10 protein-coding genes are annotated in these 17,175 nt (G+C 37.9%); 7 read left to right on the forward strand and 3 right to left on the reverse strand.

The genetic code is table 11. From position 1 onward, the window contains the following. Nucleotides 1-122: 122 nt before the first annotated feature. On the reverse strand, nucleotides 123-1,604 hold the full coding sequence (putP, locus tag KVT11_RS15585) for a sodium/proline symporter PutP (RefSeq protein WP_039168534.1): 1,482 nt from the start codon (nucleotides 1,602-1,604) through the stop codon (nucleotides 123-125). A gap of 388 nt (nucleotides 1,605-1,992) precedes the next feature. Here putP and gatC point away from each other — a divergent pair, with 388 nt between their 5' ends. The 3 genes from gatC to gatB are packed head-to-tail and all read left to right on the forward strand — an operon-like array spanning nucleotide 1,993 to nucleotide 5,199. Then, complete coding sequence (gatC, locus tag KVT11_RS15590; protein ID WP_003213898.1) at nucleotides 1,993-2,283, forward strand: Asp-tRNA(Asn)/Glu-tRNA(Gln) amidotransferase subunit GatC; 291 nt, start codon at nucleotides 1,993-1,995, stop codon at nucleotides 2,281-2,283. A 14-nt stretch (nucleotides 2,284-2,297) separates the two neighbouring features. Further along, nucleotides 2,298-3,755 carry an Asp-tRNA(Asn)/Glu-tRNA(Gln) amidotransferase subunit GatA gene (gatA, locus tag KVT11_RS15595; RefSeq protein WP_007496857.1) on the forward strand — a complete coding sequence of 486 codons (1,458 nt, stop codon included), beginning with the start codon at nucleotides 2,298-2,300 and terminating at the stop codon, nucleotides 3,753-3,755. Between the two features lie 13 nt (nucleotides 3,756-3,768). Then, a complete protein-coding gene (gene gatB / locus KVT11_RS15600) occupies nucleotides 3,769-5,199 on the forward strand; it encodes an Asp-tRNA(Asn)/Glu-tRNA(Gln) amidotransferase subunit GatB (RefSeq protein WP_116307592.1) in 1,431 nt (476 codons plus the stop codon). A 182-nt stretch (nucleotides 5,200-5,381) separates the two neighbouring features. Here the strand turns inward: gatB and KVT11_RS15605 are convergent, their stop codons facing one another. Beyond that, a complete protein-coding gene (locus KVT11_RS15605) occupies nucleotides 5,382-6,227 on the reverse strand; it encodes a TetR/AcrR family transcriptional regulator (RefSeq protein ID WP_116307594.1) in 846 nt (281 codons plus the stop codon). Nucleotides 6,228-6,358: 131 nt separating this feature from the next. Here KVT11_RS15605 and KVT11_RS15610 point away from each other — a divergent pair, with 131 nt between their 5' ends. After that, complete coding sequence (locus tag KVT11_RS15610) at nucleotides 6,359-9,580, forward strand: efflux RND transporter permease subunit (RefSeq protein WP_035391423.1); 3,222 nt, start codon at nucleotides 6,359-6,361, stop codon at nucleotides 9,578-9,580. Between the two features lie 30 nt (nucleotides 9,581-9,610). Here the strand turns inward: KVT11_RS15610 and KVT11_RS15615 are convergent, their stop codons facing one another. Further along, the gene (locus KVT11_RS15615; RefSeq protein ID WP_213406480.1) at nucleotides 9,611-10,564 is read right to left on the reverse strand and encodes a nucleoside hydrolase; all 954 of its coding nucleotides are present in this window, start codon (nucleotides 10,562-10,564) and stop codon (nucleotides 9,611-9,613) included. A 181-nt stretch (nucleotides 10,565-10,745) separates the two neighbouring features. On the opposite strand from KVT11_RS15615, the gene KVT11_RS15620 reads away from it, so the two are divergent. The 3 genes from KVT11_RS15620 (at nucleotide 10,746) to KVT11_RS15630 (ending at nucleotide 16,896) form a co-directional block, all read left to right on the forward strand. Further along, nucleotides 10,746-11,654, forward strand: a complete 909-nt coding sequence (locus KVT11_RS15620) for a diacylglycerol kinase (RefSeq protein WP_217609068.1) — start codon at nucleotides 10,746-10,748, stop codon at nucleotides 11,652-11,654. Nucleotides 11,655-11,715: 61 nt separating this feature from the next. Further along, on the forward strand, nucleotides 11,716-13,107 hold the full coding sequence (gene rlmD / locus KVT11_RS15625; protein ID WP_217609069.1) for a 23S rRNA (uracil(1939)-C(5))-methyltransferase RlmD: 1,392 nt from the start codon (nucleotides 11,716-11,718) through the stop codon (nucleotides 13,105-13,107). Nucleotides 13,108-13,314: 207 nt separating this feature from the next. Beyond that, complete coding sequence (locus KVT11_RS15630) at nucleotides 13,315-16,896, forward strand: SIR2 family NAD-dependent protein deacylase (RefSeq protein ID WP_217609070.1); 3,582 nt, start codon at nucleotides 13,315-13,317, stop codon at nucleotides 16,894-16,896. The last annotated feature ends 279 nt before the right edge of the window (nucleotides 16,897-17,175 follow it).

Here is a 17,175-nt window from a genome sequence, read left to right on the forward strand (position 1 = left end):
ATCTTCTCACAGCCCATATGGCTGCACAACTTCTATTTTATTCAGAAACGGGAGAAAGAAAAGCATTTTATTGAAAAATAAAGAGAGTCATCCGCATAATGCAGATGACTCCTCATGTCTGGTTATTTTGTTTCTTCTTCGAGATGGTCTTCCATTTTGCTAAACAGCTTTTTAGAAGCTTTAGACGGTTTATTTGTTAAGAGGCTGACAATAATAGCAGTCAAACCACTTAAAATAAATCCAGGAACCATTTCATACAATCCAGTCGTGTTGTTTAAGCCTGTTGAAATCCAAACGAGAACGACAACAGCCCCAACAATCATTCCGGCTAAAGCGCCATGATGATTCATTCGTTTCCAGTATAGACATAACAAGATGACGGGACCGAATGAAGATCCAAATCCAGCCCAAGCATAACCGACAAGGTCAAGAATGGTATCACTTGGGTTTAGAGAGAGACCAATGGCAACAATCGCTACGACTAGTACAGAGATACGTCCAATCATCACAAGTTCTTTGTCAGAGGCTTTTCTTCTAAAGAATGTACGGTATAAATCCTCTGTCATCGCACTTGCAGTGACAAGCAGCTGAGAAGAAATTGAACTCATAATTGCAGCTAAAATGGCAGAAAGTAAAAATCCAGTAATATATGGATGGAATAACACTTTAGAAAACACAATAAAGATGGTTTCTGGGTCTGCCAAAGTGGTGCTTGTTTCATGAACATACGCCACGCCGACTAAACCGACAGATAGTGAACCAATGACAGACACAATCATCCAGCTCATACCGATACGACGTGCTGGCTTTAAATCTTTTACAGTCGTAATCGCCATAAAGCGAACAATAATGTGCGGCTGTCCAAAGTAACCGAGTCCCCAAGCGAGGAAGGAAATAATGCCAATGACGCTCGTTCCTCTAAAAATATCAAGCAATTTAGGGTCAATCTGTTGAATATCATTGAATGTGGCAACAGGTCCACCTAATTGAGTAAAGGCAACGATCGGCACGAGCACTAATGCTAAAAACATAATAGCTCCTTGAACAAAATCAGTTAAACTAACTGCCAAAAAGCCGCCGAATAGTGTGTACAAAATCACGATACTAGAAGTTAAGATTAAACCAAACATATAATGAGCACCAAACGCTGATTCAAATAAGCGTCCGCCTGATACCATACCTGATGAGGTGTAAAGCGTAAAGAAAATCATAATGATGACAGCTGAGACAGCTTTCAATAAAGTAGATGAGTCTTTAAACCGTTTGTCAAAAAAGTCTGGAATGGTAATCGCATCATCAGCAACTTCTGTATATGATCTCAATCGTGGCGCTAGGAATAGATAGTTTAAGTAAGCCCCACTAATTAAACCAACAGCAAGCCATCCAGATGAAAGACCGGTTGTATACATAGCGCCTGGAAGCCCCATCAGCATCCACCCACTCATATCAGCTGCACCAGCAGATAGAGCCGTTACATAAGGACCTAACCCGCGTCCGCCTAACATATAATCATTCAAGTCGTTTGTTTTTCTGAATGCATACCAGCCAATGGCAAGCATTCCAATAAAATAAATAGATAGAGAAATTACAATCTCAATACTCATGTTTCCATATCACCTTTTTCGTATTAATTTGACATCACCTCAATCAAAATATACAAAGAACAGCCTATTGAACTGTCTGCTCACTGCTATGGTTACTTAACCTATCAGAGTATTCCCAAGTGATCAACCTTCTTAAACATCCTCATCAGACAAAAAAATACGTGTATGCGTGATAAGCGTCTATATGTAAGCGTTTACTCAATTAAATAAAAGAAAAAATTTTCTGAAAAATAAAAGTCAGCTTGATGAATATTTTAGACAATAGTGGACAAAGCCTTTCTGGGCGTCCTCGTAAAGTTGCTTTAGAACAGTAAAATTTGATATGATAAAGTGTATATGACTTATGATCATGACCACGAACACGTATCATTTTTGGAGGTGAACCTGCATGTCAAGAATTTCAATAGAAGAAGTAAAGCATGTTGCGCATTTGGCACGGCTTGCGATTACAGAAGAAGAAGCTGAGATGTTTACAGAACAGCTTGATAGCATCATTTCATTTGCAGAGCAGTTAAACGAGGTAGATACGGAAAACGTTGAACCAACAACACACGTATTAAAAATGAAAAACGTCATGAGAGAAGATGTTCCGAATAAAGGTCTTTCCATTGAGGCAGTCATCAAAAACGCGCCTGATCATAAAGACGGCTATATTCGTGTGCCATCAATTTTGGACTAAAGGAGGCCTGAGGCATGTCACTGTTTGACCACAAAATTTCTGAATTAAAAGAGCTTTTACATAAAAAGGAACTGTCTGTTTCTGATTTAGTGGACGAGTCTTATAAACGAATCCATGAAGTAGACGGGAAAGTACAAGCATTCCTAGCGCTGGACGAAGAGAAAGCACGTGCGTACGCAAAGGAATTGGACGAGGCAGTTGGTGAAAAGGACGAGCTTGGTCTATTGTTCGGTATGCCGATCGGTGTCAAAGATAACATCGTGACGAAAGATTTACGTACAACGGCATCAAGTAAAATCTTGCAAAACTTCGATCCTATTTACGATGCAACCGTTGTGAACCGCTTAAGAGAAGCGGAAGCTGTCACAATCGGTAAATTAAACATGGACGAATTTGCGATGGGATCTTCTACGGAGAACTCGGGCTTCAAAGCAACGAAAAACCCGTGGAATTTAAACACAGTTCCAGGTGGGTCAAGTGGTGGATCAGCAGCATCTGTTGCAGCTGGAGAAGTACCATTCTCTCTTGGATCAGATACAGGCGGCTCCATTCGTCAGCCGGCATCATTCTGTGGTGTTGTTGGTCTTAAACCAACGTATGGCCGTGTATCTAGATACGGTTTAATCGCATTTGCTTCATCATTAGATCAAATTGGGCCGATTACGCGTAATGTTGAGGACAATGCATATGTTCTTCAAGCGATTTCTGGTGTTGATCAAATGGACGCAACGAGTGCAAATGTCGATGTCCCAGATTTTCTTTCTTCATTAACTGGCGACATCAAAGGCTTGAAAATCGCTGTGCCAAAAGAATATCTTGGCGAAGGTGTTGGCGAAGAAGCAAAAGAGTCTGTTCTTCAAGCGTTGAAAGTATTAGAAGGACTTGGTGCCACATGGGAAGAAGTATCTCTTCCGCATTCTAAATATGCGCTTGCGACTTACTACTTGCTTTCATCTTCAGAAGCATCTGCAAACCTTGCTCGTTTTGACGGTATTCGCTATGGCTACCGTACAGACAATGCAGACAACCTGATTGATTTATATAAAAATACCCGTTCTGAAGGCTTTGGAGACGAAGTCAAACGCCGCATCATGCTTGGCACATTCGCTCTAAGCTCAGGATATTACGATGCATACTATAAAAAAGCGCAAAAAGTCCGTACACTGATCAAAAAAGACTTTGAAGATGTTTTTGAAAAGTATGATGTCATTGTAGGACCAACAACACCAACTCCGGCATTTAACATTGGTGAAAAGACAAGCGATCCACTGACGATGTATGCAAACGACATTTTAACGATCCCTGTTAACCTTGCAGGCGTCCCAGGAATCAGTGTGCCTTGTGGATTTGCAAATGGTCTTCCGTTAGGACTGCAAATCATCGGTAAACACTTTGATGAAGGAACCGTTTACCGCGTGGCTCACGCTTTCGAACAAGCAACAGATCATCATAAAGCAAAACCTGAACTGTAAGGGGTGAATCAGAATGAACTTTGAAACGGTAATTGGACTTGAAGTCCACGTAGAGCTCAAAACACAATCAAAAATTTTCTCAAGCTCACCGACGCCTTTTGGTGCGGCTGCCAATACGCAAACAAGTGTCATCGATCTTGGTTATCCAGGCGTACTGCCTGTGCTGAACAAAGAAGCGGTTAACTTTGCGATGAAAGCAGCAATGGCACTGAACTGTGAGATTGCAACTGATACAAAATTTGACCGTAAAAACTATTTCTATCCTGATAACCCAAAGGCGTATCAAATTTCTCAATTTGATAAACCGATCGGTGAAAACGGCTGGATTGAAATTGAAGTAGCCGGCAAGACAAAACGAATTGGTATTACACGTCTTCATTTGGAAGAGGATGCAGGAAAACTGACGCACACAGGCGACGGTTATTCACTCGTCGATTTCAACCGTCAAGGTACACCACTTGTTGAAATCGTATCTGAGCCTGACATTCGTACGCCAGAAGAAGCGTATGCTTACTTAGAAAAATTAAAATCCATTATTCAATATACAGGCGTTTCTGACTGTAAGATGGAAGAAGGCTCACTACGTTGTGATGCCAACATTTCTCTTCGTCCAATCGGTCGTGAAGAGTTTGGAACAAAAACAGAGCTGAAGAACTTAAACTCATTTGCTTTCGTCCAAAAAGGTCTTGAGTTTGAAGAAAAACGTCAAGAGCAAGTATTGCTTTCTGGCGGCTTGATCGAACAAGAAACTCGCCGCTATGACGAGGCGTCTAAAAAGACGATCCTCATGCGTGTCAAAGAAGGTTCTGATGATTACCGTTACTTCCCAGAACCAGATTTGGTGGAGCTGTATATTGATGACGAGTGGAAAGAACGTGTAAGAGCATCCATTCCAGAGCTTCCAGACGAGCGCCGCAAACGCTACATTGATGAACTAGGACTTCCTGCATATGACGCAATGGTACTGACGCTGACAAAAGAAATGTCTGATTTCTTTGAAGCGACCATTTCAGAAGGTGCAGAAGCGAAGCAAGCATCAAACTGGCTCATGGGTGAAGTATCTGCGTACTTAAACTCGGCCCAAAAAGAGCTGGAAGATACGAAGCTAACGCCGCAAGGACTGGCTGGCATGATCAAGCTTATCGAAAAAGGAACGATTTCTTCTAAGATTGCCAAAAAGGTATTCAAAGAGCTTATCGAAAATGGGGGCGACGCAGAAACAATCGTCAAAGAAAAAGGACTTGTCCAAATTTCTGACGAAGGTGCACTGCTCAAACTTGTCACAGAAGCTCTTGATAACAACCCGCAATCCATTGAAGACTTCAAAAATGGAAAAGACCGCGCAATTGGTTTCTTAGTCGGACAAATCATGAAAGCATCGAAGGGACAAGCAAACCCACCGATGGTCAACAAGATTCTTCTTGAAGAAATTAAAAAACGATAAATCGCAAAAACCGCCTCTTCATTGAGGCGGTTTTTTTGTTGATGGATATGACAGGGTCTTATCACAGATTCAGACCACCGCCGTATATCAATTCATGGGTTCTTTTTTTATAATGAAGCATAAGCTTTAGCACATATTCGAAGGGGATAAAGGTGAACTAAAGTGAACATCGCCACGTATTGTCATTGGAGGAATAGCTTCAATTGTTCCACAGCTCTTTGGACAGCGGAGTCCTCACACGTTTCTAAATTTGTCAGCATCCCTTGAATGACCGGCTTGCGAGGCTCATTTTTGGCCAATTCTTCTTCAATAACTTCAATGGATACAAGGGTATCATCCGAAAGCAGATGCTCAGATTTTAACAATCGAAGCTCTTCTTGAAGAGTAGCGGCATTTGGCGCTTCATCATCCCAAATGTTTTGCTTCAGAATCGGCTTCGCATGAGAACGAAGAAGCCCATGAACCAAATCATCAAATCGATCGAGAATAAAGGATGAGAGCTCATCACATGATAATTGCATCTGATCTTGTAAAAGCAGTACCTGCACATAAGATTGGATGATTCCTTGAATCATGACTGACAGGTCAGTTATATATGGTTCGATCTCCTGTCCATACGTGGTCAAAATAGAAATTTGGATTTCATCATTCATCTGTTTTTTAACCGTTTTGGAATACTTTTTAATTTGCTGGTTTTCCGGAATAATGTTCTCGCTGAGGATCAAAATGATAAAATCCTTGTTCTCAGCAAAGTGCTGGAACTGTTCAGCGATTTGTTTCTGAAAGATATCTCTAGGCGCAAGATGTTGATTTTCTTTTCGAATCTTTTCAATACTTTGCATAGACGTGTCGATATAATATTCAAACGCTCTGTTGAAAAGCTGTTCTTTTGATTTGAAATGCAAATAAAATGCACCTTTAGAAATTCCGCATTCATCTGCAATTTCCTGAATGGTCGTAGAAGAAAAACCTTTTTTCGCAAACAACTGAATGCTTGCTTTAATGATTTTTTCTTTTTTTTCGTTCATGAAATAAGGCCCCTTCAGCTTTAGAATGTTACGTCAAACGCAAGTGAAATGGTTGACGGCATTGTATATCACCGTTTATTATGATATAGAATGACCAGTCAGTCAATACATAAAGGAAAATGGAGGACATAATGAATTCGATCATCAATTTTGTATTAAAGAACAAGTTCGCTGTATGGCTCATGACGATTATCGTAACAGTTGCTGGTCTATATGCCGGATTGAATATGAAACAAGAATCAATCCCGAATATCAACACTCCAGTCATTACGGTTTCTACAACGTATCCTGGCGCAACGCCGGACGAAGTATCAGATAAGGTGACAGATCCAATTGAGAAGTCGATACAAAATCTCAATGGGGTGAATGTGGTCACTTCTAATTCTTTTGAAAATGCCTCATCGATTCAAATCGAGTACGATTACAATAAAGATATGGATGAAGCAAAGAAGGAAATTGAAGATGCCATTAGCAATATCAATTTTCCAGAAAATGCAGAAAAACCAAAAATCACACGTTTTAGCATCAATGCGATTCCAATCTTAGCTCTAAGTGTCTCCGGTGATAAAGAATCATTACAAGACCTGACACAAAAAGTGGAAAATGATCTTATTCCTTCTCTTCAAAGCTTAGAGGGTGTCTCGTCTGTCGAAGCTTCTGGACAACAAATCAAAGAAGTAGAATTTTCTTTTAAACAAAAGAAATTGAAGGAATATGGTTTAGATGAAGAAACTGTCCAAAACATGATCAAAGGCTCTGATGTCAATGTACCTTTAGGGTTATACACATTTGGCAACAAGCAAAAATCAGTCGTAGTGGATGGCAATATTTTAAGTGTTAAAGATTTGAAAAACATGCGAATTCCTGTCACACCAAGTGCAAGCGGCGGTGCGGGAAGCGCAGGAGCTGGAGCGTCTTCTAGCGGCTCAGAAAATGCAGGAGCTCAAGGTGCTGATCAACAGGCGGGAAGTGCAAGTCAGCAGCAAGCAGCAGCAGCTCAGCAACAAACTGGTGCAGCAAGCGGTCAATCTGTAGAACTGCCGACAATCAAACTTTCTGAGATAGCAGATATTAAAGTCGTGAAAGATGCAGAATCGATTTCTAGAACGAACGGAAAAGATAGTATCGGTTTGCAAATTGTCAAAGGCTCTGATGCCAACACAGTGAGTGTAGCAGAAGCAGTCACAAAAGAACTTGATACATTCAAAAAAGACAATAAAGGAATCAAAGTCAGCACGACATATGATCAAGCAGAGCCGATTAAAGAATCTGTCAGCACAATGCTGAACAAGGCGATCATCGGAGCAATCTTTGCGATCATTATCATCATGTTGTTCCTTCGAGATATCAAATCAACATTAATTTCGGTCATCTCTATTCCGTTATCCCTGTTGATTGCTGTTTTATTATTAAATCAGCTAGATATCACATTAAATATCATGACACTTGGTGCCATGACAGTCGCCATTGGGCGTGTTGTCGATGACTCGATTGTTGTCATAGAAAACATCTATCGACGAATGGCGTTAAAAGATGAACCGTTAAAAGGCAAAGCACTCGTTAGAGAAGCCACAAAAGAAATGTTTATTCCGATTATGTCTTCGACGATTGTCACAATTGCGGTATTCTTGCCATTAGCGCTAGTGGGTGGAATGATTGGTGAACTATTCATCCCGTTTGCATTAACCATTGTGTTTGCTCTAATGGCTTCACTACTTGTCGCCATTACAATCGTTCCAATGATGGCTCACAGCCTATTTAGAAAGAACCTGTATGGCAAAGCGAAAAAGGTGAAAGAACACAAACCAAGCAAACTTGCTGGTGGTTATAGACGTGTACTCAATTGGACATTGAACCATAAATGGATCACGTCAGGAATTGCGATTCTGATGCTGGTCGGAAGCTTATTCCTCGCACCACTTGTCGGTGTCAGCTTCTTACCACAGGAAGCAGAAAAAACGGCAATGGTGACATACACGCCAGAGCCTGGACAAACAAGAGAACAAGCCATTGCTGAAACGAAAAAGGCAGAAGATTACTTAATGAAACGTGATCATGTCAATACGGTTCAATATTCATTAGGCTCTTCAAATGCAATGACAGCAAGTGTTGGCGGAAACTCTAACGGTGCATTATTCTTCGTACAATACGACGAGGACACACCGAACTTTGATAAAGAAAAAGATCGTATGGTTAAAGCCCTTCAAGACAAAACGTCTAAAGGGGAATGGAAATCACAAGACTTCTCATCTGCTGGCGCAAGCAATACAGTGACGTACTATGTGTACGGTGACAAAGCAAGTGATATTGAAGGCACAGTCAAAGATGTCGAGAACATTTTAAAAGATGAAAAGAACTTGAAAAACGTCAGCACAAGCTTATCTGAGAAATATGACGAATATACGTTTAATGCAGATCAAGAAAAACTGGCGAAACTAGGCTTAACCGCTTCACAAATCGCACAGGCGATCGCTCCTCAAAGTAATGAAACAACGTTGACGAAAGTAACAGAGGACGGCAAAGAACTAGATGTGAAGCTTCAAACGGAAAAAGATGAATACAAGAGTAAAAAAGATCTAGAGAATAAAAAGATCACAACACCAACAGGACAACAAGTCCGAATTGGCGATGTGGTGAAAGTGAAAGATGGCACAACAGCAAACACTGTGACAAAGCGTGATGGGAAGATTTATGCTGAAGTATCTGGTGACATGACAACAGACGACGTATCAAGTGTGACACAAGATGTCCAGAAGAAAGTTGACAAGCTTGATTTGAAATCTGGCGTTACGATTGATACAGGCGGTGTAAGTGCGGATATTGAGGAATCCTTTACACAGCTAGGACTCGCAATGCTTGCAGCGATTGCGATTGTATACCTCGTTCTCGTCATTACATTTGGCGGAGGTCTTGCACCATTTGCGATTCTGTTCTCACTTCCATTTACAGTTATTGGTGCACTCGTTGGATTGTTTGTAGCGAAAGAAACCATCAGTTTAAATGCCATGATTGGATTGCTGATGCTAATCGGAATCGTTGTAACAAATGCCATTGTCTTGATTGACCGAGTGATTCATAAAGAAAAAGAAGGCCTTTCAACAAGAGAAGCTTTACTTGAAGCAGGTACAACAAGATTACGCCCAATCTTAATGACGGCACTTGCGACAATTGGTGCATTGCTGCCACTCGCATTAGGTTTTGAAGGCGGAAGTCAGATCGTATCAAAAGGACTTGGCGTCACCGTTATTGGCGGTTTAACAAGTTCTACACTTCTCACATTGGTCATCGTGCCAATCGTGTATGAAATCTTAAGCAAGTTTAGACGTAAGAAAAAGTACGCTGAAGAAGAGTAAGAGGAAGCCCCGCTAATGAGCGGGGCTTTTTTATGATGAAATCTGACAAACCGCTTTTCTCATAAGCTCTTCAAAGGCCTCGAAAAAGGCCTCCCGATCGACGTGGTCAATGACATGAATCGTCTTTCCATCTGGATGTTCTTCGGTACGTCCTTGTCTTGGTGTTTCAGTATAAACAATTGCATTCATTTCTTTTGAACGGGTAAATGAGGTAGAAGCAAGAGTGATGGTTGTCAGCACATCCCATAAGTAGTAAGTCGAGTTTGTTTCGTGATGAATGAGAGGCGGACAAAAGGCATAACATTGTCCGATAAAGTCAATCCCGATGTGAGAGCGAAGGGAAGCCCAGCGTTGAGGGACATCGAGTGTGAGCGGGACTTGATTCGTGCTTTCCAGTACGACCATTTCAATTGGAAAACGTTCTTGAAATACGGTGCTCACAGCATAAGGGTCCCAAAAAGCATTCCATTCTGCTGTTCCATCATGCTCGGGTTCTTCGACATTGCCTTTTTCAAGGAATGTGCCACCCATCCACACCAGTTTCTCAATTTTATTTGAGATGGAAGGATCTTCTTCTAAGGCGCGTGCAAGGTCTGTGAGCGGTCCTGTAAAGAGCAGGGTAACAGGTTCTGTTGACTTTTTCACCGTTTCAATCAGGTGAAGATGTGCAGGAAGCTTAGATACTTTTGTATCAACAGCGCCTTTTTCATTTAAAATCGGCAGGGCATCTACATAAAAAGCATGCATACGCCATTCCTTTGGAAATGGATTGACACCTCTAGAATTAGAAGCGGCTACTTCAATCTCATATGGGCTAAATCGATCAATAATTTTCTGAGAAGCGCTCAGCGCAGGCTCTAAATAACAATCAGCAGGAATCACAGACGTCCCGATCACTTTCAGGTGTTCCATTTGAAGAAGCAGAAATAAGGACACGAGATCATCAACACCGCCGTCATGGTTGAAATAGACAGGCTTTTTCATGGCATACCATCCTTTTCATCGTTTTCTTTTATCTTATCAGAATGCTGATCTGCTGAGGGAAACGTACCGTGAGATTTCAAATATTAGGGGGTTGTTCTGTTGCCATTTTCAAATCTCATAGTATAATTAAAGGTTGTTAGTGGTGAAAATAGATTGCATAATGATAATAGGATGATGATGAATGAAACGTGCTCGAATTATATACAATCCGACATCTGGACGTGAACTCTTTAAGAAGAATTTACCGCAGGTTTTGCAAAAATTTGAACAGGCTGGCTATGAAACATCTTGTCATGCGACGACATGTGCAGGAGATGCAACACAAGCAGCCGAAAAAGCCGCACAGAGAGACTTTGATTTAATTGTAGCAGCTGGTGGAGACGGCACGATTAATGAAGTCGTCAACGGATTAGCGCCGCTTGAAAAAAGACCAAAATTAGGAATCATTCCAGTTGGAACGACCAATGACTTCGCAAGAGCACTTGGCATTCCAAGAGAAGATATTTTAAAAGCGACAGATGCCATCATTGATGGTGTAGCAAAGCCGCTTGATATTGGTAAAGTGAATGGACAGTATTTCATTAATATTGCGGGAGGCGGCCGATTAACAGAGCTGACCTATGAAGTGCCTAGTAAGCTGAAAACCATGCTAGGACAACTTGCGTATTATTTGAAAGGTATGGAGATGCTTCCTTCCATTCGCCCGACAGAAGTCGAAATTGAATATGACGGCAAATTGTTTCATGGAGAAATCATGCTGTTTCTTGTTTCACTAACAAACTCAGTAGGCGGCTTTGAAAAGCTGGCACCAGATTCTATTTTAGATGACGGTATGTTTGACCTGATTATTCTAAAGAAGGTCAATCTAGCAGAAGCCATTCGAGTGGTCAGCCTTGCACTTCGAGGCGAGCATATTCATGATAACAATGTCATCTACGTAAAAGCGAATCGCGTAAAGGTAGATGTAAAAGATAAAATGCAATTAAATTTAGATGGTGAATACGGCGGCATGCTGCCAGGTGAATTTGAAAACCTGTATCGCCACATTGAATTTATTGTGCCAAAAGCAACAGCTGAAAAAATAGGGTGAAGATTGAACTTGGTTCCTTATGGCGACCAAGTTTTTCTTTGCAAATGAGGTGATAAAATTGGTGAAAATGAAACCGCCTGTTCAAAAAAATGAATACTACAATGTAACCTTCGAAGATTTAACGCACGAAGGTGCAGGAGTAGCGAAAATCGAGGGTTTCCCTGTGTTTGTACCGAATGCCCTTCCTGACGAACAAGGGAAAATCAAAGTCACACGTGTCAAAAAAGGATTTGCTTTTGGACGACTCATGGAGCTGACAAAGGAAAGTCAGCACAGGCAAGATGCGCCATGTCCTATCTATAAGCAGTGCGGAGGCTGTCAAATTCAGCACATGAGCTATGAAGGTCAGCTGCTTTTTAAACAGAAACAAGTAAAGGACGTATTGGAGCGGATCGGTAAGCTTGATATGAGCCGTGTAAAAGTTCATCCTGTACTCGGCATGGAAGACCCTTGGAATTACCGAAACAAAGCACAAGTACCTGTTGGTGAACGAGAAGGCGGACTTGTTGCAGGATTTTATCAGCAGCGTACCCATGAAATCATTGATATGGAAAAATGCTTGATCCAGCAATCAGAAAATGACGAAGTGGTACAGGCAGTAAAAGACATCTGCAATGCGTTTGGCATAAAAGCATATAACGAAGAGCGGCATAAAGGCTGGCTGCGTCATGTCATGGTTCGCTACGGCATTGCAACAGGTGAAATGATGGTTGTGTTTGTCACAAGAACGGCTGATTTTCCGCAAAAGCAACAGGTGATTGAGCAGATTATAGCACGCCTCCCACACGTTCGGTCAATTGTGCAAAACGTGAATTCAAAGAAAACAAATGTTATTTTCGGAGACGAAACAACCGTTTTATGGGGCGAAGAATACATTTATGACATGATTGGCGACATCAAATTTGCCATTTCAGCTCGCTCGTTTTATCAAGTGAATCCAACTCAAACAAAGGTTCTTTATGACAAAGCCCTTGAATATGCCGAGCTGCAAGGAGAAGAAACCGTGATCGATGCGTATTGCGGAATCGGTACGATTTCCTTATTTCTCGCACAAAAAGCAGGCAGAGTATATGGCGTAGAAATTGTCCCAGAAGCAATTGAAGATGCAAAACGCAACGCTGCCTTAAACGGAATTAAAAACGTCGAATTCGCAGTCGGTGAAGCAGAAACCGTCATCCCAAACTGGTACAAAGAAGGCATTAAAGCAGACACTCTCGTTGTCGATCCGCCAAGAAAAGGCTGTGATGAAGCACTGCTTGATACGATTTTAAAGATGAAACCAAACCGTGTTGTGTATGTATCCTGTAATCCTGGGACGCTAGCTCGTGATTTGCGTATTCTTGAAGATGGTGGGTATGTGACGGAGGAAGTGCAGCCTGTGGATATGTTTCCGCATACGAGTCATGTGGAGTGTGTGGCGCAGTTAATTTTAAACAAAGAAATATTTGATTGAAAAAACATTTTAAAAAAAGTGAGGATTCTTTTGGAATCTCACTTTTTTGTTTATATATATGTATTAGAAGGTACTAACAATTTGACTCAAATATATTATTTGAAAAATGGTAATGAGACGGTTTAAGATACATATTAAACTGCTATAATAGATACATAGATATTATTAAGAAATAATTTATCTTTTATTAAGTAGGGGGGAATAATTTTGAGTGGAAATTGTATTTTTGAAAGAAAATTAAAGATGTACAACCACTTAAAAAATATTAGATCTAAATTATGGAAAGAAGATGGTAAGAGTAGAGTATCTTTAATGGTTGGTTCTGGTTTTAGCTTAAATGCTGAAAAGCTTAAAGAGTCTTTTGAGAGTATGTCTTTATGGTCAGATTTAAAAAATAAAATTTCTGAAGGATTAAGAAAAGAAGAGATAGCAGAGTTAGATGTTCTTGAAATTGGTCAGTTGTATGCAGATGAATATGGACGAGCTAACTTAGATGAACTACTTAAGCAGGCGATACCAGATCAAAATTATGAGCCTAGTCAACTTCATGAAAGTTTATTAAGATTACCTTGGTCAGATGTATATACAACGAATTACGATACCCTTTTAGAGAGAGCTTTACCAAATGTTTATGAAAGAAGTTACCAAGTAATTTATGATAGTAGTGACATCTCAAGCTCTTCTTCTCCTAGAATTATTAAACTTCATGGAAGTTTTCCATCTAAGCGCCCGTTTATATTTACAAAAAATGATTATGAATCATACGAAAAGGAATTTGCTCCACTTGTCAATATGGTTCAACAGTCTATTATGGAAACTACACTAGTATTAATAGGCTTCTCAGGAGATGACCCCAATTTTGAAAAATGGACTAATTGGGTACATGATAATCTAGGGGATCATATGCCTAAAATATACATGTTAGCATATGGAGAACAAAAAAGAGAAAAAAAACTGAGAGATAAAGGTATAACGCTTATCGACTTCAAAGAAGTTTACGATGAAAATGAACATTCAAATATATATGAATTAATGTTCCAAAATATATTTGAATTTTTATCATACGAAGATAGAAAAGAAAAGATACTATGGCCATATACTTCATATTATAAAAATTATATTTCTATAGAAGATGCTGTAGATACATTAATAGAAAATCGTAGAGAATATCCAGGGTGGTTAATTGTTCCAGATATTATTAAAAAGAAGAATGTTGATAAAATTCAAATGACATGTAATGAAATTTTGTTACTCATAGAAATGAAAAAAAGCAATTTATTAACCAATATTAAAGTGGTTAAAGAACTTATTTGGTTATATGATAAATTTCTTATTCCTATAAATACTCAATTTCACCAATTAATGAAACAACTAGTTCAAGAAAGTTTTGAAGATTTAAGTTTAGTTGATGATGATTTAAACACTATATGTCTAAGACTATTAAAAGAAGCAAGATTAGATTTTGATAAAAATGATTTTGAAATTAATATTAAGTTGCTTAATCAATTAAATTTAAACGAAGAACAACGAAATATATTTCTATTTGAAAAAATCTTATTTAAATTAGCTAATTATAAGTTTGCTGATGTCTTTTCTCTGATAAGTGAGTGGACATTCCCAAAAAAAAATTTAGAAATGACTATTAATAAGGCAAATATATTGTATAGATTAGGAGAAGTAAGTCAAGCGATTGAATTATTAGAGGATTGTTTGGGTAGTGTTAGAAAAATGTTAACTATTAAAAGCGATGATTATCATTTGTTATCAGTAGAAGGAATTGCTTTAGTCAGACTAATTGAGATAAATAATAATGATAAATTTTCACTAAAGAATAGTCGGAACAGATTATCATATTTAGAATCAAAATTATGTAATCCTCTAAAAGAATTGGATTTCATATATAGTAGAATTAGACCTTATCAAAGTAAATCCGGTGCGTTTGTAACAAAAGGTTTCGATCCAAATAAAATAATTAAGACAAACAATTTTAGAAATGTTTTGGAAACAGAATTAGTTGATTCGTATTGTTTAATAATGATTTCAGAGGAATTTGGAATTCAAATTGAAAAGATATCATCTATAAAATCATTATTAAATAATGCTATTAATAATTTGGAATATTTATATCCATTCTATTCTTGGATCATATATCTTCAAATGGGTGACTTAAAAGAAATAGACGAATTCTTTTCGAGAAAAATTATTTTTAAAGCAGAAAGCTCTAAAATGACAGTCTTTTTCAATATAGTTATGAATGGGATTAACAATAAAGAAAATACAAATACTCAGCTCCTATTAGAAGTAATTTCTCGTATATATTCGGTATTGTCTAAAGAAGAAAAAGGTAAAATCGATGATTTAGTAATAAAATTATTTGTCGATAAAGAGCTCTATATTAAGTATACACATATAATTAACAAAATATTTTCTCCTTTGTTTAGGCGAATCTTTTTTGATAAAAATACTCAAGAAAAAGCTGATTTCTTCAGTAGAATTTTGAAATTACCAATAATAGGGGAGCAAAATAGAGAACTTAAAGATATAAAATTAGACCATTATAATTTCTTTGAGCCTTCTTTTGAATTTCAATTTGAAGTTGGGAACATTAGTTGTGTTAATATAGAAGTTAGTAGGAGCGATATAAATAGACTTGTTGGTATCTTGAGAAACGAAAAAAGTGTTATAAGGGACGCAGCTTTAGCAAGGTTAGTTAGACTTATTGAAATAAATAATTTAGACAAAGAAAACAAAAACAGGATAGGAGAAGCTATTCGTATTATTATAGATAGGGAAAATAATAACTATAGTGATTATTTATTAGAATCATATCTTCTTAAATTAACTAATGACCTCAAAATTCAGGGGGATTATGCCAAAAAGAGAATTGAAGAAAGCATACCCAGGTCATTTAAAAATAATGTAATTACTAACAATAATAATCTAGATATATTATTAAGTGATTTAAAAAACATATTTCCCAATTTTATAAATGATAATATTGATTACAGTTATGATGTTACAGATGAAATGTACAAGAAGTGGCTGGAGAAATTTTTTGAATGGTGGGAAAATCAAGAACAATGGTTGCTGTCAGTTGAAAAACATGATTTTTTTGGTGGAAACGACGATTTGATAAAAATGATAGTATTTTTGAAAAATTCCTTCTTGGCAAACATCCCATTATCGTGTTTATCTAATAATGATAAAAGACTTATTGGAGAAATTTACAATAATTTACTTAAATTCAAACCTCAAAAAGCCATTTTATTAATTCCAGTTTTAATAAGAATTAATGTACTGGAACCAAGTGAGACGGGCAAATTACTCGATAATTTATTAACAACTGATTTGAAAATTGTTAAATCAGTTGTTATTGCAATATATGATTTAATTATCTTTTGTAAAAGAAATGAAGTTAATATGGACTTATCAGAATTAAAGAATGAATTGTTGTATCTATATAAATATAGAAAAGAGACTACTCTCTTAGAAGTAACAAGAACATTAAAATTCATATGTCAATATGTACCGGAAGTATTCAATGCTAGAGAGTTTGAAATAATTAATAAAACACTAAATTTTATAATTGAAGATTATAATAAGGGATATTATCATAACAGTTTTATCTCGGATGAGGAATTTGAGTTAATATCTGAATCAACTGGATTGGCTGGATATATTTATAAGAATGTACTATCCCATAAATGTATAGATGTAGAGAAGTGGAGATTATTTGCGAGAAAATCTAAACTTCCTGAAGTCCGTAAATATGCCCCACTTTTTGATTAAATTGAATTTAAGTAAAAAAATTTTAAAAATTTATTACAGTGTGGAAAAATCTATTTTTCAGTCTGATTTCCGATTTTCACAATACATTATGTCGTTAAGAGTCTAACCATGTAGAGTTTTTCCACGAGATTTGTTATAAAAATAAATAGCTATTTGATTTCATAAAAGCATTAATTTCAGGATATTTTTAAATTTCTTACTCGCATCAAGTAACTAATTTTTAAAATAAATCTTTTCATCCCGTAGTCCATGATCAAATGTCCTTTTTTGCAATTTTGC

The organism is Bacillus sp. GbtcB10, from assembly GCF_019091365.1.
GTDB classification, from domain to species: Bacteria; Bacillota; Bacilli; order Bacillales; family Bacillaceae; genus Bacillus; species Bacillus altitudinis.

Excerpts from the sequence above, each read along its gene's own strand:
- putP (WP_039168534.1), bottom strand. The coding sequence starts at position 1,604 with ATGAGTATTGAGATTGTAATTTCTCTATCTATTTATTTTATTGGAATG.
- gatC (WP_003213898.1), top strand. The coding sequence starts at position 1,993 with ATGTCAAGAATTTCAATAGAAGAAGTAAAGCATGTTGCGCATTTGGCA.
- gatA (WP_007496857.1), top strand. The coding sequence starts at position 2,298 with ATGTCACTGTTTGACCACAAAATTTCTGAATTAAAAGAGCTTTTACAT.
- gatB (WP_116307592.1), top strand. The coding sequence starts at position 3,769 with ATGAACTTTGAAACGGTAATTGGACTTGAAGTCCACGTAGAGCTCAAA.
- KVT11_RS15605 (WP_116307594.1), bottom strand. The coding sequence starts at position 6,227 with ATGAACGAAAAAAAAGAAAAAATCATTAAAGCAAGCATTCAGTTGTTT.
- KVT11_RS15610 (WP_035391423.1), top strand. The coding sequence starts at position 6,359 with ATGAATTCGATCATCAATTTTGTATTAAAGAACAAGTTCGCTGTATGG.
- KVT11_RS15615 (WP_213406480.1), bottom strand. The coding sequence starts at position 10,564 with ATGAAAAAGCCTGTCTATTTCAACCATGACGGCGGTGTTGATGATCTC.
- KVT11_RS15620 (WP_217609068.1), top strand. The coding sequence starts at position 10,746 with ATGAAACGTGCTCGAATTATATACAATCCGACATCTGGACGTGAACTC.